16 protein-coding genes are annotated in these 18,564 nt (G+C 64.6%); 10 read left to right on the top strand and 6 right to left on the bottom strand.

Annotation, left to right across the window (positions count from 1 at the left end):
* Positions 1–6: 6 nt before the first annotated feature.
* The 7 genes from M2334_RS07540 (at position 7) to fdhD (ending at position 7,309) form a co-directional block, all read left to right on the top strand.
* Positions 7–714, top strand: coding sequence for a glutamine amidotransferase (locus M2334_RS07540; RefSeq protein WP_264594357.1), 708 nt, complete (start codon positions 7–9; stop codon positions 712–714).
* Between the two features lie 168 nt (positions 715–882).
* Positions 883–1,317 carry an NAD(P)H-dependent oxidoreductase subunit E gene (locus tag M2334_RS07535; protein WP_181559896.1) on the top strand — a complete coding sequence of 145 codons (435 nt, stop codon included), beginning with the start codon at positions 883–885 and terminating at the stop codon, positions 1,315–1,317.
* A 1-nt stretch (position 1,318) separates the two neighbouring features.
* Positions 1,319–2,860: an NADH-ubiquinone oxidoreductase-F iron-sulfur binding region domain-containing protein gene (locus tag M2334_RS07530; protein ID WP_264606050.1), complete on the top strand. Its 1,542-nt coding sequence runs from the start codon at positions 1,319–1,321 to the stop codon at positions 2,858–2,860.
* Positions 2,857–3,423: a molybdenum cofactor guanylyltransferase gene (locus M2334_RS07525; protein WP_181559898.1), complete on the top strand. Its 567-nt coding sequence runs from the start codon at positions 2,857–2,859 to the stop codon at positions 3,421–3,423. Before M2334_RS07530 ends, M2334_RS07525 begins: the two co-directional genes overlap by 4 nt.
* Positions 3,413–6,268 (top strand): formate dehydrogenase subunit alpha, encoded by a 2,856-nt coding sequence (gene fdhF / locus M2334_RS07520; protein WP_264605138.1) that lies wholly within the window; start codon positions 3,413–3,415, stop codon positions 6,266–6,268. The genes M2334_RS07525 and fdhF overlap by 11 nt, the downstream gene beginning before the upstream one ends.
* Positions 6,269–6,273: 5 nt before the next feature.
* Positions 6,274–6,549: a formate dehydrogenase subunit delta gene (locus M2334_RS07515; protein WP_264570596.1), complete on the top strand. Its 276-nt coding sequence runs from the start codon at positions 6,274–6,276 to the stop codon at positions 6,547–6,549.
* Positions 6,515–7,309, top strand: coding sequence for a formate dehydrogenase accessory sulfurtransferase FdhD (gene fdhD / locus M2334_RS07510; protein ID WP_264605137.1), 795 nt, complete (start codon positions 6,515–6,517; stop codon positions 7,307–7,309). Before M2334_RS07515 ends, fdhD begins: the two co-directional genes overlap by 35 nt.
* A gap of 83 nt (positions 7,310–7,392) precedes the next feature.
* Here fdhD and M2334_RS07505 read toward each other — a convergent pair whose 3' ends face one another.
* Together M2334_RS07505 and M2334_RS07500 are read right to left on the bottom strand one after the other, a co-directional pair.
* Positions 7,393–8,694 carry an MFS transporter gene (locus M2334_RS07505; RefSeq protein ID WP_264585222.1) on the bottom strand — a complete coding sequence of 434 codons (1,302 nt, stop codon included), beginning with the start codon at positions 8,692–8,694 and terminating at the stop codon, positions 7,393–7,395.
* Between the two features lie 97 nt (positions 8,695–8,791).
* Positions 8,792–9,334, bottom strand: a complete 543-nt coding sequence (locus M2334_RS07500; RefSeq protein ID WP_264570599.1) for a MarR family winged helix-turn-helix transcriptional regulator — start codon at positions 9,332–9,334, stop codon at positions 8,792–8,794.
* 67 nt (positions 9,335–9,401) lie between these two features.
* Between M2334_RS07500 and M2334_RS07495 the strand changes: the two genes are divergently transcribed.
* From M2334_RS07495 to M2334_RS07485, 3 genes are all read left to right on the top strand, one after another.
* The gene (locus tag M2334_RS07495; RefSeq protein ID WP_264605136.1) at positions 9,402–10,880 is read left to right on the top strand and encodes a carotenoid oxygenase family protein; all 1,479 of its coding nucleotides are present in this window, start codon (positions 9,402–9,404) and stop codon (positions 10,878–10,880) included.
* Positions 10,881–10,972: 92 nt separating this feature from the next.
* Positions 10,973–11,434: a DUF3237 domain-containing protein gene (locus M2334_RS07490; RefSeq protein WP_264570601.1), complete on the top strand. Its 462-nt coding sequence runs from the start codon at positions 10,973–10,975 to the stop codon at positions 11,432–11,434.
* A 61-nt stretch (positions 11,435–11,495) separates the two neighbouring features.
* The gene (locus M2334_RS07485; protein ID WP_264605135.1) at positions 11,496–12,494 is read left to right on the top strand and encodes an LLM class flavin-dependent oxidoreductase; all 999 of its coding nucleotides are present in this window, start codon (positions 11,496–11,498) and stop codon (positions 12,492–12,494) included.
* A 52-nt stretch (positions 12,495–12,546) separates the two neighbouring features.
* Here the strand turns inward: M2334_RS07485 and M2334_RS07480 are convergent, their stop codons facing one another.
* From M2334_RS07480 to M2334_RS07465, 4 genes are all read right to left on the bottom strand, one after another.
* The gene (locus tag M2334_RS07480) at positions 12,547–14,205 is read right to left on the bottom strand and encodes a GMC family oxidoreductase (protein WP_181559906.1); all 1,659 of its coding nucleotides are present in this window, start codon (positions 14,203–14,205) and stop codon (positions 12,547–12,549) included.
* Between the two features lie 121 nt (positions 14,206–14,326).
* Complete coding sequence (locus tag M2334_RS07475) at positions 14,327–15,943, bottom strand: MFS transporter (protein WP_264605134.1); 1,617 nt, start codon at positions 15,941–15,943, stop codon at positions 14,327–14,329.
* Positions 15,940–16,992, bottom strand: a complete 1,053-nt coding sequence (locus M2334_RS07470) for an amidohydrolase family protein (RefSeq protein ID WP_264570604.1) — start codon at positions 16,990–16,992, stop codon at positions 15,940–15,942. Before M2334_RS07470 ends, M2334_RS07475 begins: the two co-directional genes overlap by 4 nt.
* Before the next feature lie 69 nt (positions 16,993–17,061).
* Positions 17,062–18,492, bottom strand: a complete 1,431-nt coding sequence (locus M2334_RS07465; protein WP_264579082.1) for an NAD-dependent succinate-semialdehyde dehydrogenase — start codon at positions 18,490–18,492, stop codon at positions 17,062–17,064.
* Positions 18,493–18,564 lie beyond the last annotated feature (72 nt).

The raw sequence follows: 18,564 nt of genomic DNA, 5'->3' as shown, positions 1-18,564 counted from the left end.
ATGACGATGAAGCGCGCGCTTGTGATTCGGCACGTCCCCCATGAGGGCATGGCGGGATATCGGGAGCCGGTGGAAGCGGCCGGCTATGCGATCGACCGGATCGATGTGACCGACCCCGCCTTCGCCACGCTCGACCTGCGAGAACCCGATCTGCTCATCATGATGGGCGGGCCGATGGGGGTGTATGAGCAGGATCGCTATCCGTGGATCGCATGCCAGCTGCGCCGCCTGGCGCTGCGGCTGGCGGCCGACCGCCCCACGCTGGGCGTGTGCTTCGGCGCGCAGATGATCGCGGCGGCGCTCGGCGCGAAGGTCTATCCCGGCCCGGTCAAGGAGGTCGGCTTCCATTCGGTCAAGGTCAACGATGCCGGTCACACCGGCCCGCTCTGCCATCTTGTCGACGTGCCGGTGCTGCACTGGCACGGCGACACGTTCACCCTGCCGGAAGGCACCCAACTGCTTGCGTCCAGCGACCGCTATACGCATCAGGCCTTCCGGCGGGGACAACATGTACTTGCCCTACAATTCCATGCCGAAATGGGCGAGGATGCGCGCTTCTACCAGTGGATGGAGGAATGGCCGGAGGCTGCGGCGGAATCCGGCGGCTGCAACGACAGCCTGCGCGCCGCGCATGATCGGCTCGGGCCTCGGGCTGTCTCCGCCGGGCGCGCCATGCTCGGCGACTGGCTGGCGGGACTGAAAGCGCCCGCGTGATCCCCGCATCACCAGTCTGACCAGCGCCCAAGCCGTGAGTGCACACCGCCTTTTGCAAGCCTCTCGCAACAACGCGATCCAGCGGTTTGCGCTTGCCAGCCGCGCAAAAAATAGGCAGTAACACAAACGAATTTCAGCAACGAAAGAAGACTTGGGAGACCCGCGCGCATGAGAGACGCCAAAGCCGATCGGCTGGACGAGATCATCGCGAGCCATAGCCGCCGCGAAGGGCCTCTTCTCCCCATCCTCCATGACGTGCAGGCCGAGTTCGGCTGCGTGGACGAGGCGTCCAAGCGCCAGATCGCCCTCGCGCTCAACCTGAGCCGCGCCGAAGTGCATGGCGTAGTGAGCTTTTATCATGATTTCACCGCCGAGCCCAAGGCCGCGCCGGTGCTCAAGCTGTGCCGTGCGGAATCCTGCAAGGCACGCGGCGTCGAAGCTCTGGTCGATGGCGCGGTTGCCGCGGCCGGCGAGCGCGTGAAGATTGAAACCATTTATTGCCTCGGCCTGTGCAGCGTCGGCCCCAATGCGATGATCGGCAATGCCGTTCACGCCCGGCTGGACGCGCCCAAGCTCGACAAGCTGATCCGGGAGATTGCCTGACATGGTCATGGTGCGCATTTCCGACGACGCGCTGGCCGTCGCCTGCGGTGCCGACGCGGTTGCCGAGGCCTTCGCAAGGGCGGGCGCAACCGTCGAGCGGGTTTCGAGCTGGGGCATGCAGTGGCTGGAACCGCTGGTGGAAATCGACGGCAAGGGCTTCGGCCCGGCAACGGCCGATGATGCTGCGGCGATTCTGGACGGCTCGTCGCCGCTCGGCATCGGCGTGATTGCCGAGCATCCGTTCATTGCCAAGCAGCAGCGGCTGACTTTCGCCCGCGCCGGCAAGACGCGCCCGACCGAGCTTGCGGACTATGAAGCGACCGGCGGCTGGAAAGGCCTCGCCCGCGCTCGCGAGATCGGCGCCGAGGCGACGGTCGAGGAAGTCGTGGCCTCGGGCCTGCGCGGTCGCGGCGGCGCTGGTTTCCCCACCGGCATCAAGTGGCGCACCGTCGCGGCTGCGGTAGCGGACCAGAAGTACATCGTCTGCAATGCCGACGAAGGCGACAGCGCGACTTTTGCCGACCGTATGCTCATGGAAGGCGACCCCTATTGCCTGATCGAGGGCATGGCGATTGCCGGCCTCGCGACCGGCGCGACCAAGGGTTATATCTACGTCCGCTCGGAATATCCCCACGCCATCGCCAAGCTGGAAGAAGCGATCCGCCGCAGCGCGCATCTCGTTGCGCCCTTCGTGCTGGAAGTGCGCGTCGGTGCCGGCGCCTATGTGTGCGGCGAGGAAACCTCGCTGCTCAACAGCCTGGAAGGCAAGCGCGGCGAAGTGCGGGCGAAGCCGCCGATCCCGGCACTGGTCGGCCTGTTCGGCAAGCCCACCATCGTCAACAATGTGCTCAGCCTTGCGGCTGTGCCTTACATTCTAGCCGAGGGCGCCAAGGCCTATGCCGATTATGGCATGGGTCGTTCGCGCGGCACGATGCCGATCCAGCTTGCCGGTAACATCAAGCATGGCGGCCTGTTTGAAACGGCGTTCGGCATCACGCTTGGCCAGCTCGTCAACGAGATTGGCGGCGGCACGGACGACGGCTCGCCGGTCAAGGCCGCGCAGGTCGGCGGCCCGCTCGGTGCCTATCTGCACCCGGACCAGTTCGACATTCCGTTCGACTATGAGGCTTATGCCGCCGTCGACGCGCTGATCGGCCATGGCGGCATCACTGTGTTCGGCCAGGGCGCGGACATGGCCGGCATGGCGCGCTTCGCCATGGAATTCTGCGCGGCGGAAAGCTGCGGCAAGTGCACGCCCTGCCGCATCGGCTCGGTGCGCGGCAAGGAATTGATCGACCGGATCATGGCGCGCGTGCCGCGCCAGCGCGATACGCTCGAGGGCCTGCCGCAGATGCACAACGCCCCCACCGCGCCGCGCAGCCTGGAGGATGAGATCGTTCTGCTGGAAGATCTGTGCGAGACGATGAAGTTCGGTTCGCTCTGCGCTCTGGGCGGCTTTACGCCCTATCCGGTGATGAGCGCGCTCAAGCACTGGCCCGAGGATTTCGGCGCCCGCCAGAGCCTCCCCGAGGCGGCTGAATGAGCTGCTGCGTCGGCCTGCTTCCCATCGATCGCGCGGCCGTCCTCGGCGCGGTAATCGCTGGCGGCAAGTCGACGCGCTTCGGCAGTGACAAGGCCGTGGCGACCTTTCACGGTCGCGCCCTGATTGATCACGCCATCGACGCCGTGGCCGTGCACAGCGCGCAGACCATCGTGGTGGGGCGTGAGCATGACGGCGTGGCCAGCATCGCCGACCAGCCCGCGCCGCACATGGGACCGCTGGCGGGACTCGCTGCGGCCTTGCTCGAAGCGCAGGCGCGCGGGCTCCCCGCCGTGCTGAGCGTGCCATGCGATGCCATCGATCTGCCGCAAGACCTCTTGCAGCGCCTGTCGCCATATCCAGCTTATGTCGAGAGCCTGCCGGTGATCGGCCTGTGGCCCGCCTCGGCGGCCGGCGACGCGCTCGACATCCTCAAGAGCGAGGGCGTGCATTCGATGAAGGCCTTCGCGAACCGTATTTCCGCGCGCGCCGTGCAATTGCCGCGCGAACCTGTTAATATCAACACTGCTGCTGACCTGGAGAGAGTTGAACGTCATGGGCTATGAACCTCAGGCCGATTTCGGCACGCCCGCTTCCACATCGGAGAAGATGGTCACGCTGACCATCGACGGTCGCTCCGTCACCGTCCCGGAAGGCACGAGCGTGATGCGCGCGGCTGCCGAATGCGGCGGCGACATTCCCAAACTCTGCGCCACAGACAGCGTGAAGAGCTTCGGCTCCTGCCGCCTCTGCCTGGTCGAGGTCGACGGGATGCGCGGCACCCCCGCCTCCTGCACCACGCCGGCGATGGACGGCATGACCGTTCACACCCAGACCCCGCGCCTGCAGAAGCTGCGCAAGGGCGTGATGGAGCTCTATATCTCCGATCACCCGCTGGACTGCCTGACCTGTTCGGACAATGGCGACTGCGAACTGCAGGACAATGCGGCCGCCGTCGGCCTCCGCGATGTGCGTTATGGGTACACGGGCGACAATCATCTGGGTCTCCAGAAGGACACGTCCAACCCCTATTTCGATTTCGACCCCAGCAAGTGCATCGTCTGCTCGCGCTGCGTGCGCGCCTGTGACGAAGTGCAGGGCACCTTCGCGCTCACGATCGATGGCCGCGGCTTCGGCTCCATGGTGTCTGCGGGTGTCGCGTCCGACGATTTCCTCTCCTCCGAATGCGTGTCATGCGGCGCCTGTGTGCAGGCCTGCCCCACCGCCACGCTTCAGGAAAAGGCGATGGTCGAGATCGGCAAGCCCGAGCGGGCCGTCGTCACCACCTGCGCCTATTGCGGCGTCGGCTGCACCTTCCGCGCGGAAATGCGCGGTGAGCAGCTGGTGCGCATGGTGCCGTGGAAGGACGGCAAGGCAAATCGCGGCCATAGCTGCGTCAAGGGCCGCTTCGCCTGGGGCTATGCCAACCATCAGGACCGCATCACCCAGCCGATGATCCGCAAGAGCGTGGATGATCCCTGGCAGGTGGTGAGCTGGGACAAGGCGATTTCCTACGCCGCATCTGAACTCAAGCGCATCAAGGCCGCCCACGGTGCGCGCGCATTGGGCGGCATCACCTCGTCACGCTGCACCAATGAGGAAACCTTCCTTGTGCAGAAGCTGATCCGCGCAGGTTTTGGCTCCAACAATACCGACACCTGCGCCCGCGTCTGTCACTCGCCGACCGGCTATGGCCTGAAGACGACCTTCGGCACCTCCGCCGGCACGCAGGATTTCGACAGCGTGATGGACAGCGACGTCATCCTGATCATCGGCGCCAACCCGACGGACGGCCACCCGGTGTTCGCAAGCCGGATGAAGCGCCGCCTGCGTCAGGGTGCCAAGCTGATCGTCATCGACCCGCGCCGCACCGACATGGTCAAATCGCCACACATCGCCGCGCAGCACCATCTCGCGCTGCAGCCCGGCACCAACGTCGCCGTGCTCACCGCCCTGGCGCATGTGATCGTGACCGAAGGCCTGGCCGACGAAGCGTTCATCCGTGAACGCTGCGACTGGGACGAGTATCAGGACTGGGCCGCCTTCGTCTCGCAGGAGCGCAACAGCCCCGAGACGCTGGAAGCTGTCACCCGCGTGCCCGCCGAGGAATTGCGCGGCGCGGCCCGGCTGTTCGCGACTGGTGGTAATGGCGCCATCTATTATGGCCTTGGCGTCACCGAGCATAGCCAGGGCAGTTCGACGGTGATGGCCATCGCGAACCTTGCGATGGTAACCGGCAATATCGGGCGCCGCGGCGTAGGCGTGAACCCGCTGCGTGGTCAGAACAACGTGCAGGGCGCTTGCGACATGGGCAGCTTCCCGCACGAATTGCCCGGCTATCGCCACATCAGCGACGATGAAACGCGCGCGCTGTTCGAGGCGGACTGGGGCGTGACCCTGGATGCCGAGCCGGGCCTGCGCATCCCCAATATGCTCGACGCCGCGATCGACGGTACGTTCCGCGCGATCTATATCCAAGGCGAGGACATCCTTCAGTCCGACCCCAATACCGCGCATGTCGCGGCGGGCCTTAAGGCGATGGAGTGCGTCATCGTGCAGGACCTGTTCCTGAACGAAACGGCGAACTACGCGCATATCTTCCTGCCCGGTTCGACCTTCCTTGAAAAGAACGGCACCTTCACCAATGCAGAGCGGCGCATCCAGCCGGTCCGCAAGGTCATGGAGCCCGCCAATGGCTATGCCGACTGGGAGATCACGCAGCTTCTCGCCAATGCCATGGAGCTTGGCTGGAACTACGAGCATCCCAGCGAAATCCTGGCCGAGATCGCCCGTCTCACCCCGTCGTTCGCGGGCGTATCCTGGGCGCGTCTGGAGCGCGAGGGATCGTTGCAGTGGCCGGTCAAGGACGAGACGCATGAGGGTTCGCCGATCATGCACGTCGAAGGCTTTGTGCGCGGCAAGGGCAAGTTCGTCGTCACCGATTATGTGCCGACCGACGAAAAGACCGGCCCGCGCTTCCCGCTGCTGCTCACCACCGGCCGCATCCTCAGCCAGTATAATGTCGGCGCGCAGACACGGCGGACCGGCAACACGGCCTGGCACCCTGAGGATCTGCTGGAAATCCATCCGACCGACGCCGAGAATCGCGGCCTCAAGGATGGCGACTGGGTAAAGCTCTCCAGCCGCACCGGCGAGACGACGCTGCGGGCGACGATCACCGAACGGGTCGCCCCGGGCGTGGTCTATACCACCTTCCATCACCCCGCCACGCAGGCCAATGTCGTGACCACCGAATATTCGGACTGGGCCACCAACTGCCCTGAGTACAAGGTGACAGCTGTCCAGATCACGCCCTCCAACGGCCCGACCGATTGGCAGGAGGATTATAACAGCTGGTCCGAGCGCTCGCGGCGGATCGTGGCCAGCCTGACGGCTGAAGCGGCGGAGTAAGCGTCATGGAAGCAGAGCGCCTCATTTACATGGCGAATCAGATCGCGCGGAATTTCGAAGCCCTGGGTCACGACGAAGCGGCCCTCGCGACCGCCGACCATATCAAGATGTATTGGGATCCACGGATGCTCGCCGGTATTCGGGCTGTTGACCCCGCTGACATGTCGCCGCTCGCCGCACGCGCCATCGCGATGTTGGATGGGCCAGTGCCGCACATGACTCGGGCGACCGAATTCGCAAGCGCGGATGAGAATGATCCTGGCTACAACGACGCCGGCTGACCTGGTCGCCCTTCGACCGGATGGCTCCAGCCGTCCGGTCGCGCGCCCTTTCGCGCCGGAAGTTCCGGTCGCGCTGGAATATAACGGCCTTTCCTATGCTGTGATGATGGCCAGTCCGTTCGATCTGGACGACTTCATCACCGGCTTCGCGCTGACCGAGGGCCTGGCCGCGCAACCGGGCGATGTCACTGACATGGATATCGTCGAGACCGATCTCGGTTGGATCGCGCGTGCGACCATCACCTCCCTGGCGCTCGAGAAACTTGAAGAGCGCGTGCGCACGCGCGTGGCCGAGTCGAGTTGCGGCCTGTGCGGCATCGATAATCTGGAAGCCGTTTCGCGTGCCCTCCCCCCGGTCGCCGCGCATGAGGCGCTCGCACCGGCGGCGATCTTCGCGGCGCTGGACGCCTTGCGGGCGCATCAGCCGGGCAATCGCGCCACAGGCGGGATGCACGCCGCTGCCTTCGTGGCACCGGATGGGGCGATCCTGATGGCCCGCGAGGATGTCGGCCGGCACAATGCGCTGGACAAGCTCGTTGGCGCCATGGCCCGCGCAGGGCAGACGATGGACACCGGCTTTGTGCTTTCCACGGCGCGCTGCAGCTATGAGATCGTGGAGAAAACGGTCCGCGTCGGCGCCCACACCCTTGTGACCATCTCGGTGCCGACCAGCATGGCGGCAGCCCGGGCTGAGGCTGCCGGCCTCTCGCTCTATGCGCTGGCCCGGCCGGATGAAGTGCTCCGCGTCACGGCGGGCTGACCGTCTCGACCCCCTGCTCTCGTCGTACCATTCAGTATCTGACGATCCGCCGCCCCGCATAGAGGGGGCGGCGGACCCAGATCTCAGGCCTTAGCCTCGGCTTGAGCAATCGCATCGCCATCGCGCATCGGCAGCAGCAGCAGCATGAAGATGGCGCACACCGAGCCAAGGCTCATGATGAGCGATACGGTGAGTAACTCACCCTTGCCAAGCACGTCGAAGAGCAGCCCGGCGACGATGGGCGAGCCAGCCGCGCCAGCGCGCCCCACGCCGAGGACAAAGCCCGTACCCGTGGCCCGGGCATAAGCCGGGAAGCCCCGCGCGAAGGCGGCATAGAAGCCCACAATGGCCGCGTTGAGGAAGAACATCGACAGGAATGCCGCCACGCGCCATTCACCCAGCTCGCCATGCCCCATGCCGAACCATGCCACCGCAACCACGCCGGCAATCATCATGGCAATCGTCGGCCCCTTGATGTCCCATTTCTTGAGCAGGAAGCCGAACAGACCGCCGCCAATCGCACCGCCGATATTGGCCCAGGTGAGCGTGCTGGCGGCATCGGCCTGCGAGAAGCCGGAATCCGCGACGATCTGCACTGCGAACTTGAGGATGTAATAGAAGGTGAGCGTGTGGAACATGTAGCCGAAGGCCAACAGCCAGGTGACCTTGCGCAGGCCCGGCTTGGACAGGATATCGGTCACCTTGGGCTGCGGTCCTTCCGTACGCAGCGGCGGCAGTGCCTCGATGGTCCGCTTGCGCAGCGCGCGGAGCGAGCGGTTGACCTTCTCGATCACGTTCGCGGGCCGGCGCGCGGCGTAGAATGCAGGCGTCTCCGGCACGAGGAAGAAGACAAGTGGGATCATGATCGCGGTCACCACGGCGCCGAACATGAACACCGCGCGCCAATCATATTCCACCAGCAGCCAGCTCTGCGCGGCAAAGCCGCCCACCACGCCGCCGATCGGGTAGCCAATGACGTAGAGCGCCATGGCGAGACTGCGGGAGGATTTGCTGGTCGATTCCGCCGTCACGGCGTTGGTCGCCGCCAGCATCCCGCCGATGCCGAGGCCGGTGACGAAGCGCCATACCGTCAGGAGCGTCACGCCGGTCGCGGCATGGGCCAGATACATGCCGATCGCCATGACGACGAGGCAGATCAGCATCGTGTCCTTGCGGCCGATGCGGTCTGCGACACCACCGAGGATGACCGAACCGAAGCCCATGCCGACCAGCTCGGCCGAGAGGACGATGCCCAGCGCCGAGCGGGGGATGCCCCATTCCGCCGAAATGCCCGGCGCCGCGAAGGCGCTCGACAGCACGTCGAAACCGTCCAGCGCGTTCAGCAGGATCATCAAGACCACGACAATCCACTGCCGAACGGACATCGGCGACTCATTAATGATCTCAACAGGATCAGACGATGACATGGTTGGGCTTTCCTCTCCAGGCAGTGGACCGCATCGGCGATCTCACAGGCCGAATCTACTCGTGAATACGGCGCAATAACTCGATGAGCAATGTGGCTTCTTTCTTGGTAAAACGGGACTTGAGCCATTGCTCATGCTCGTCGATGCAGCGCCGCGCGTCGCTCAGGGCCGCCTGCCCGTCCGCAGTCAGCGTGAGCGTCTGCCGGCGCCGGTCCAGCGTGGATGCGCCGCGCACCAGCAGGCCGCGCGCTTCCAACCGGTTGATGATCGCCATCGTCGTCGCCCGGTCCATCTGCAGACGGCGGCCGATATCGGCTTGGGCGATGTGCGGATGATCGCTGATCAGCCAGAGGACGGAGACCATCTTCTGCGTCAGGCCAAGCTCGGAAAAAGTCTCGGTGAAATGGCGGTAGGCCGCGCCATGGGCAAGGCGGATGTGGAACCCGATAATGTCGTCGATCGCGCCGATATCGTCGTCGATCTGCGCGGGCGCAGGCGATGGCGTCGCACTTCCACCACCTTTGGCGGCCACAAGAGGACGTTGACGTGCGCGTGCTTCCAAGATCTTTACCCCCGAGAACCGGAACGGTTCGGCCATTGATTAAGCAATGGGAATTGCCCAATTGGTATGCATAGCATACAAACCTGCGCAAGAGGAGCAAGCTATGGCGCAATTCCCCAATACCCCCGCTTTCACAGGTTTCAACAGCCCGTCGCGCATCGAATGCGACATTCCGAATCTCGTGCATGAGGGCACGATTCCGCCCGAGCTGAATGGCGCCTTCTTCCGCGTGCAGCCGGACCCGCAATTCCCGCCCCGCCTGGGCGATGACATCAGCTTCAACGGCGATGGCATGATCACGCGCTTCCACATTCATGATGGCCAGTGCGACATCAAGCAGCGCTGGGCCAAGACCGCCAAGTGGAAGCTGGAGAACGAGGCCGGCAAGGCGCTCTTCGGTGCCTATCGCAATCCGCTGACGGACGATGAGTCCGTCAAGGGCGAGTATCGCTCGACCGCGAACACCAACGCCTTTGTGTTCGCCGGCAAGCTCTGGGCCATGAAGGAGGACAGCCCGTCCCTCGTCATGGAGCCGGACACGATGGAGACCATCGGGTTCGAGAAGTTCGGCGGCAAGATGACCGGCCAGACCTTCACCGCGCATCCCAAGATCGACCCGCTCACGGGCAACATGGTCGCCATCGGCTATGCGGCGAGCGGCCTGTGCACCGACGATGTGTGCCTCTATGAGGTCAGCCCTGAGGGCGAACTGGTCCGCGAACTTTGGTTCAAGGCGCCCTATTACTGCATGATGCACGACTTCGGCGTGACCAAGGATTATCTGGTCCTGCACATCGTGCCCTCGATCGGCAGCTGGGAGCGCCTGGAGAAGGGCCTGCCGCACTTCGGCTTCGACACCACACTGCCCGTCTACCTCGGCATCATCCCGCGCCGTGACGATGTGAAGCAGGAAGACATCCGCTGGTTCAAGCGCGACAATTGCTTCGCGTCGCATGTGATGAACGCCTATCAGGACGGCACCAAGGTCCATATCGACGTGCCGGAAGCGGCAAACAACATGTTCCCCTTCTTCCCGGATGTGCATGGTGCGCCCTTCAACCCGCAGCAGGCGGCGAGCTACCTCACCCGCTGGACGGTCGACATGGCGTCCAATAGCGACGAGTTCGACAGCGTCACTCGCCTCACGGAAACGTCGGGCGAATTCCCCCGCATTGACGACCGCGTCACCGGCCTGCCCTATCGCTATGGCTGGATGTTGGAGATGGACATGAAGCGTCCGGTCGAGCTCAAGGGCGGCAGCGCCGGCGGCTTCCTGATGAACTGCCTGTTCCTGATCGACCACCAGACAGGCAAGGAGCAGCACTGGTGGTGCGGCCCCACCTCCTCTCTGCAAGAGCCGGCCTTCGTGCCGCGCTCCAAGGACGCGCCGGAAGGCGACGGCTGGATCGTGCAGGTCTGCAATCGCCTGGCCGACCACAAGAGCGACCTGCTGATCTTCGAAGCGCTGGACATCGAGAAGGGACCGGTCGCCACGATCCACATCCCCTTCGCGCTGCGCTTTGGCCTGCACGGCAACTGGGCCAGCGCGGACCAGATCGGCCTGGAACGCGAAGCCGCCTGACCCTAGCGATCATCCAGCCACAGCCCCGGCCCGCGCTATGTGTGCGCGCCGGGGCTGCAGCCTCACACTTCAAGTCTCAAGGAAGCACGTTCATGATTCAGCCCGGCCTGGAATTCGTCTATGAAGCCGGCGGCGATCTCGGCGCGCCGGTGCCGCTCGGCAACACCGTCGATGGCACCCGCCGCATCATCCCGATCTTCGAGGGCGGCCGTGTCGAAGGGCCGCTGATCAAGGGCAAGCTGCTCGGCAACGCCGCCGACTTCCAGCTCACCCGGCCGGACGGCGTCACCGTCGCCGATGCCCTTTACGCGCTGCAGACCGATGACGGCGTCGTCATCCAGATCCGCAATCGTGGCCTGCGCCATGGCCCGCCCGATGTGATGGCGCGACTGGCGGCAGGCGAGGAGGTCGATCCGGCGGATTATTATTTCCGCACCGTGCCGGAATTCATCGCGCCGGAAGGCAAATATGACTGGATGAACCGCAGCATCTTCGTCTGCTCGGGCGCGCGCTACAAGGCGGGCATCAAATTGTGGGTCTGGCGCGTCACCTGATCCCCAAGCCCCCCGCCTGCGACCGGTTGCGCAGCGGGGATGCCGATCCCATCTTGGATCGATGACCAAACTCAGCTTCCTCGACCTCGTCAACGTTGTCGAAGGCGAGAGCGCCGGCGATGCGATCAAGCGCGTCGGCCCGCTCGCCGCCCATGCCGAAGCGCTCGGCTATCATCGCTACTGGATCGCCGAACATCACGGCATGGCCGGCGTGGCAGCAGCGGCCACCGCGCTCATCATCGCCGAGGCCGGGCGGGCGACCAAGACCATCCGCGTCGGCTCGGGCGGCATCATGCTGCCCAATCACTCGCCCTATATCATCGCCGAGCAGTTCGGCACGCTGGATGCACTCTTCCCCGGCCGTGTCGATCTCGGCCTCGGGCGTGCACCGGGTGCGGACGGGCGACTAGCCCGCGCCATCCGCCATGACACCCGGCAGGAGGCCGAGGAGTTTCCCCGCAGCGTGGTGGAATTACGCGCTCACTTCACCGGCGAGCCTGACCTCGGCCTGCTGGCCGTGCCCGGGCGCGGCGCTCAGATCGACATGTGGATTCTGGGCTCCAGCCTGTTCGGCGCGCAACTCGCGGCGGCACTCGGGATGCCCTACGCCTTCGCCTCACATTTCGCGCCCGATCTGCTGGATGAAGCGCTGACCATCTATCGCCGCGATTTCCGCCCTTCCGCCTCTCTGCGCGAACCCTATGCGGCGGCGGCGATGAGCGTCGTCGCTGCCGACACGGTGGCGGAGGCGGAATATGTCGCCAGCTCGATGATGCAGAACTTTGTCGCGCTGCGCACCGGTCGCCCCGGCAAGTTGCCGCCGCCGGTGGAGAATTATGTCGCGAGCCTCGATCCATCGCTCAGCGCAATGCTGGGGCATGTCATGCAATGCAGCGCCTTTGGCACCGCCGATGATGTCGCGCGCGGCCTGCGCCAGTTCGTCCAGCGGACGCAGGTGGATGAGGTCATCGTCCACAGCCCCGCCTTCGATCCGCAGGCCCGCACCAAGTCGCTCACGCTGATCGCGCAAGCCTTCCATGAAATGACCGAAGCCGCCTGACGCGCAGGCGGCTTCGTTTCCCGTCCAGCATTAATGCCGCACGCCGACCCGTTCAGGCCGGCGCAAGTTCCTTCGCGTCTTCCAGGATCATTTCCGATCCCTTCTCGCCGATCATGATCGTCGCGGCATTGGTGTTGCCGGAGACGATCTTGGGCATGATCGAGGCATCGACCACGCGCAGGCCCTGAACGCCGTGAACGCGCAGGCGCGCATCGACCACCGCCTTGGGATCGCTGCCCATGCGCGCCGTGCCGACCGCATGATACAGCGTGCCGCCGGCGACCTGCGCATAGAAGAACATCTGATCGTCCGTCTCGCCGAACGGATCGGGGCCGGCCAGATATTTGGCGATCGCCGGCTGCTGCCAGATTTCGCGAATGATCTTGAGCTGCGTGACGGCCATCTGCTGGTCGATCGGGTCCTGCAGATAATTGGGCGTGATCTTGGGAGCCTGCGTGCCATCGGGTGAGCGGGCGTGGATGTGCCCGCGCGATTCCGGGCGAAGCTGGCAGGGGTTGGAGGCCATGCCCGGCTCCTTCTCCAGCGCCAGCTGCTGCTTGGCGTTCAGCACTTCCAGATCCATGGACGCCGCCATGGTGTGGATTTGGATGTCCGGCGTCTCCAGCCCTTCGCGCGAGCGCAGGAAGGTGCAGCCATGCGCCACAGCGTAGGAGAGCAGGCCCTTGCGGGTCATGCCATATTTGAGCACCTGGCCGATCAGCGGAAGGCCGCTGGCCATGGAATTGACCGACGGGGTGCCCGGCTTTAGCCGCGCCTGGCAGCCGATCATGTAGTGGTCCTGCAGGTTCTCGCCGACGCCGGGCAGCTCGTGCACCAGCTTCACGCCCAGCTCCCGGACGACACCGCCCTGCCCGATGCCGGAGATTTCCAGCAGCTTGGGGCTCTCGACCGCGCCGGCTGCAAGGATCACTTCCTTGCGCACCTTCACGCGGCGCAGGCGACCATGCTGGACGAACTCAACCCCCACCGCGCGCTTGCCCTCGAAGAGAATGCGGGTCGTCATGGCGCGCAGTTCGACCGTGAGATTGACCCGATCCATGACCGGATGGAGGAAGCCCACCGCCGTCGAGCAACGCTTGCCGTTGCGCGCGGTCATCTGGAACCAGCTGGTCCCCTCCTGATCGCCGTCGTTCAGATCATCCTTATAGGCATAGCCAGCCTCGACACAGGCATCGATGACGGCCTTGCTGATCGGGTGATGCTCCGGGAAGTCGGAGACAGCCAGCTCACCGCCCTGCGCATGGCCTTCCATGGCGCCACGGGTCTGGTCTTCGCTCTTCTTGAAATAGGGCAGCACGTCGTCCCATGCCCAGCCCTCATTGCCCATCTGGCGCCAGCCATCATAGTCGGCCGACTGGCCGCGCACATAGAGCATGCCGTTAAGCGAAGACGAGCCGCCGAGCACCTTGCCCTTGGGCCATTTGTGGGGGCGACCGCCTGAGCCCTCGTCGACCTCCGTCTCATACAGCCAGTTGACCTTGGGATCGTTCAGCGTCTTGCCGAAACCGATCGGGATATGGATCATCATGTTGGAGCGGAACTGGCTCAATTCCCGCGTCGGGCGATCATCGCCACCAGCCTCGAGCAGGACGACTTCCGTGCCCCGATCCGCCGAGAGCCGGTTGGCGAGAACGCATCCCGCGCTGCCCGCTCCGACGATCACGTAATCGACAGTTCTCTCGTCCGTCATGCTCTTGTCATCCTCTCATTGCACCGCGCACGTCCCCCGCGCGGCTCGACTCAGTTCTTATGACACAAAGCGCCATTTCGAACAAAGTCAACAATGAGAGGATGCTGAGCAGGTCAAAGCATCAGACAGGCTCCCCTGCATCCCGGGCGCGGACCAGAATGAGGCTCTCGTCCTTGCGGATGCGGGTGAGGAGAATGATGAGCAGGATGATGATGGGGATCGCCATCCAGTTGACGCTCAGGATCGCGGTGCGCAGATCACCCGTGGCATCCGAGATCATCCCGACCAGATAGGGGCCCATGCCGAGGCCGAAAATGGTGGAGATGATGAGATAGGTGCTCGCGGTGATGCCGCGCATGCGAGGCAGCACAAGTCCGTAGATCAGCGAGTAGAGCGGCGGCATCCAGCAGGTGAGGATGACGCTGTAGAGCACGAAGCGGCTGTAGAAGCCGAACGCATCCGGCGCATGATAGGTCCAGACCCCGATGAGTGGCGAGACGCCGAGCGCGAACAGCGTGAGATACACGCGGCCGGTCGCCGGCATGGACTTGTCGAACCAGTCAGCCAGAGGCCCCGAAATCATCGGGCCGATCACGCCAATCACTAGCGAGAGCAGGCCGAAGGTGACGCCAGTCTCGGCAGGCGAAGTGCCATAGGTCTGCATGATGAAGGCGGGCGTGAAGCCCATGATGCCGTAATTAATCACCGTCTGCAGCGCGCCGACCGCAATCGCGATCATCAGCGCGGGCGAGCGCACCGTCACCTGATAGGTCGGCGGATCGGCAAGCGCCAGCCGCTGCAACAGGTTGAAGATCACGATGATGCCAAAGCCCATCACGCCCCATTGCAGGATGTGGGGATTGAGCGGCACGCCACCGAAACTGAGCGCCGGGCGCGGCGAGAAGGCCGAAGCCAGATGCACGAACAGCGTCATCAGGCCGACCACCAGCACCATGACGCCGATATTGGCGGTCCAGTGGCGGGCACTGGCCTTGCTGGCGGCGAGGCTCAGCAAATTGGTGCCGGGCGTCACCGCACCGAGCAGCGCGAGGCTGGAGCGGAACGGCGCCGGATCCGGCCGGGATGCGATGCCATCCATCGCGCCGCGCTGAGGCTCCTTGAGGTGCCACAGCAGCAATGCGAGCACAAATCCGGGCACCGAGGCGACCAGGAACGCGAACTGCCAGCCGGCAAGGCCCAGCGGCGCTGACTGAGCGGAAGGATAAAGCCCTTCCCACCAGCCCGCCGCGACCCCGCCGACCACGTTGGACATGCCAAGGCCGACGGCAATGGAGGCAGCAATCGTGCCCATCACGAGACCGCGCCGATGCTTAGGGAAATAATCGAACAGCAGCGATGTCCCCGCCGGCGACGTCGCTCCCTCGCCGATCCCGACCCCGAGGCGGGAAATGGCAAGCATCGCAAAGCCGCTGGCGAAGGCAGCGAGACCGGCGGAAAAGGACCAGAAGCCGATGGCGAGAGCCAGAATGCGCGTGCGAATCCAGCCATCCGACAGGCGACCGAGCGGCAGGGAAAACAACGCATAGAACAGCGCGAACACCGTTCCGTACAGCAGCCCCAGCTCGGCATCGCCAATCTGCAGGTCCGCCTTGATGCGCGGCGCGAGAATGGCGAGGATGTTGCGATCCAGCAGCGACATGGCGTTGGTGAGAGCCACCAACGCCAGCGCATACCAGGCGGTGCCGGTCACCCGGCCCGACACCGGCGGGGTCGTCACAGGTTGAAGACCCGCTCGGCATTGGTCTGCATCAGCTTCTTCTTGGCTTCTGCAGAAATGTCGAGATTGTCGTGCGTACGCACCTCATCGGCGACATATTCATAGGGATAATCCATCGCGTACATCACCCGGTCCTCACCGAGTTGATCGATGCACAGCTTGATCGCCAGCGGACAGGCCATGCCGCTGGTCGTCACGCAGACATTGTTGCGCATGTAGTGGAACAGGTCGTGGTTGAGCGGCTTGAGGCGCTCATAGCGCTTCGAGCGGACGCCAGCCTGATGCATGTAGTTCATGCGGAACAGCCAGTAGGGGATCGCCTCGCCGCCATGGCCGACGCACACGGTCAGGTTGGGATAGCGGTCGAACACGCCCGTCGTCAGGATGCGCAGCAGATGATAGCCAGTCTCGACACCGAAGCCAAAGATCGCGCCATCGAGGCCAGCCTCGACCATGCCGGCGATCATCGCATCCGGCGGCGATTGCGGGTGGATGTACAGCGGCAGATTATTGTCGGCGCAGGCCTTCAGGATCGGGTCGAACTGCTCTTCATCCAGATAGTGACCCTTGGTGTGGCTGTTGACCATCACGCCCTTGAAGCCCAGCTCGTTCTTGCCGCGTGCGATTTCCTCGACGGACCACTGCACGTCCTGCGGGACGATGGAGACCATGCCGACATAGCGCGACGGGTGGCGTTCGCAAGCGGCCTTCAGAACGTCGTTGGCATTGCGGACCAGCGTCTTGGCTTCATCGGTCTCGAATGCCTGTCCACCGGGCGATGTCAGAGAGAGAATGGCGACGTCGATTCCGGTCTCGTCCATCGCCTGGATGCGCAGATCGTCCAGATCGAGCAGCCGATCGCGAATGAACTGGGTCCGCTCGGAAGGCGAGGTGCCGTAGAAACCCCAGAGCGACGTGGTCGCCTTGTCGGCCCGGCCCTCTTTGACCAGCTTCAGAAAGGCGTCGAGCTGTTCGGCCGTCGCGAAAGCCTCTTCGGTCGCGATGCGAAGATAGCCGCGATCGCCGCCGGTGTTGAGCGCGTGAGTCATGTTACTCTCCTGAGAAATGGGGAAAGAAAGCCCCGGCGCCTGCACGGGCACCGGGGCTTGTATTCTGGATCAGCCTTCGTGGACGACCTTGGTCACGAGGCAGGCATGGAGGCCCTCGGGGCCATCCTCATGGCCGTGGCCCGACCACTTGACGCCGCCAAAGGGCGAGTCCGCACCGCCGATGGCGACGCTGTTGACGCCGAGCATGCCGGTCTCGACTTCCCGCGCCACGCGGCGCTGCAGCTTGACGTCGTCCGTCCAGCTGTAAGCGGCGAGACCATAAGGCAGGCGATTGGCCTCCGCGATCATGTCGTCGACCTTGCCAAACGGGTTGATCAGCGCGACCGGACCGAACGGCTCCTCGTTCATGATCTCGGCATCGAGCGGGATCTCGCTAAGCACGGACGGGGCATAGAAGAAGCCCTGATTGCCGATGCGCTCGCCGCCCGCATTGAGCTTGGCACCACTGCTGACAGCGCCGCCGATGAGGCGCTCCATGGCGTCCGGGCGACGCTCATTGGCCATCGGGCCCATTTGGATGCCATCCTCAAGGCCGTTGCCGACCTTGAGCGCCTTGGCACGGCTCGCGAACCCGTCACGGAACCGCTCGTAGACATTTTCCTGCACGATGAAGCGGGTTGGCGAGACGCAAACCTGGCCGGCGTTGCGATATTTGTGGCCGACCATGACGTCCAGCACGCGGTCCACGTCGACATCGTCGAACACCAGCACCGGGCCGTGACCACCGAGTTCCATCGTGGTGCGCTTCAGGTCTTCGGCCGCCAGCTTGGCGAGGTGCTTGCCGATCACGGTCGAGCCGGTGAAGCTGAGCTTGCGAATGATCGGCGAGGCCAGCAGGTGGCGCGACACCTCATCGGGCACGCCGAACACGGCCTGCGCGACGTCCTTGGGCAGGCCGGCATCGAGCAGGCACTGCAGCACGCCGAGCGCGGACGCCGGGGTCTCTTCGGCAGACTTCATGATCACCGAGCAGCCCGCCGCGATCGGCGCGCCCAGCTTGCGGCCAGGATTGCCGAGCGGGAAGTTCCAGGGCGAGAAGGCCGCAACCGGGCCGACCGGCTCGTAGGTCACCGTCGAGCGCATGCCGGCCGGGCGCACCAGAGCGCGGCCATAAAGGCGCGAAACCTCGCCGGCGTAGAAATTGAACAGGCCGGCGACCATCATTACTTCGATGCGGGATTCAGGCAGGGTCTTGCCCTGCTCCATCGTGGCGATGCGGGCCAGCGTCTCCTGCCGCTCCATGAGCAGACGCGCTGCGCCGGAGAGCACCGCAGCGCGCTCCTGCGCCGTCGAGTTGCGCCAGCGATTGAACCCGCGCTGCGCGGTTTCCAACGCGCGGTCGATATCCGCCGTGCTGGCCAGCGGCAGCTCGCCAAGGGTCTCGCCCGTCGCAGGATTGACGATGGTCTGCGTTCGGCGATCACCGCCGGTCACGGCCTCGCCATCGATGATCATGTGCAGGGCAGGATAATTGGTCATAGCCATCCTCTCGGGACTCTCAGCAAAACAGAGTGACGCCGGACCAAAACCCGGCGTCGCGCAATATCCCCT

Origin of the sequence: Sphingobium sp. B11D3D, from assembly GCF_025961755.1 — a bacterium.
Taxonomy (GTDB): domain Bacteria; phylum Pseudomonadota; class Alphaproteobacteria; order Sphingomonadales; family Sphingomonadaceae; genus Sphingobium.
Note: the sequence above shows the minus strand (reverse complement) of the source record. Positions and strands in the feature narration are given on the sequence as shown.

Excerpts from the sequence above, each read along its gene's own strand:
- M2334_RS07470 (WP_264570604.1), bottom strand. The coding sequence starts at position 16,992 with ATGACTCACGCGCTCAACACCGGCGGCGATCGCGGCTATCTTCGCATC.
- M2334_RS07500 (WP_264570599.1), bottom strand. The coding sequence starts at position 9,334 with ATGGCCGAACCGTTCCGGTTCTCGGGGGTAAAGATCTTGGAAGCACGC.
- M2334_RS07525 (WP_181559898.1), top strand. The coding sequence starts at position 2,857 with ATGAGCTGCTGCGTCGGCCTGCTTCCCATCGATCGCGCGGCCGTCCTC.
- M2334_RS07465 (WP_264579082.1), bottom strand. The coding sequence starts at position 18,492 with ATGACCAATTATCCTGCCCTGCACATGATCATCGATGGCGAGGCCGTG.
- fdhD (WP_264605137.1), top strand. The coding sequence starts at position 6,515 with ATGAGAATGATCCTGGCTACAACGACGCCGGCTGACCTGGTCGCCCTT.
- M2334_RS07495 (WP_264605136.1), top strand. The coding sequence starts at position 9,402 with ATGGCGCAATTCCCCAATACCCCCGCTTTCACAGGTTTCAACAGCCCG.
- M2334_RS07485 (WP_264605135.1), top strand. The coding sequence starts at position 11,496 with ATGACCAAACTCAGCTTCCTCGACCTCGTCAACGTTGTCGAAGGCGAG.
- M2334_RS07490 (WP_264570601.1), top strand. The coding sequence starts at position 10,973 with ATGATTCAGCCCGGCCTGGAATTCGTCTATGAAGCCGGCGGCGATCTC.
- fdhF (WP_264605138.1), top strand. The coding sequence starts at position 3,413 with ATGGGCTATGAACCTCAGGCCGATTTCGGCACGCCCGCTTCCACATCG.
- M2334_RS07515 (WP_264570596.1), top strand. The coding sequence starts at position 6,274 with ATGGAAGCAGAGCGCCTCATTTACATGGCGAATCAGATCGCGCGGAAT.
- M2334_RS07480 (WP_181559906.1), bottom strand. The coding sequence starts at position 14,205 with ATGACGGACGAGAGAACTGTCGATTACGTGATCGTCGGAGCGGGCAGC.
- M2334_RS07505 (WP_264585222.1), bottom strand. The coding sequence starts at position 8,694 with ATGTCCGTTCGGCAGTGGATTGTCGTGGTCTTGATGATCCTGCTGAAC.
- M2334_RS07540 (WP_264594357.1), top strand. The coding sequence starts at position 7 with ATGAAGCGCGCGCTTGTGATTCGGCACGTCCCCCATGAGGGCATGGCG.
- M2334_RS07530 (WP_264606050.1), top strand. The coding sequence starts at position 1,319 with ATGGTCATGGTGCGCATTTCCGACGACGCGCTGGCCGTCGCCTGCGGT.
- M2334_RS07535 (WP_181559896.1), top strand. The coding sequence starts at position 883 with ATGAGAGACGCCAAAGCCGATCGGCTGGACGAGATCATCGCGAGCCAT.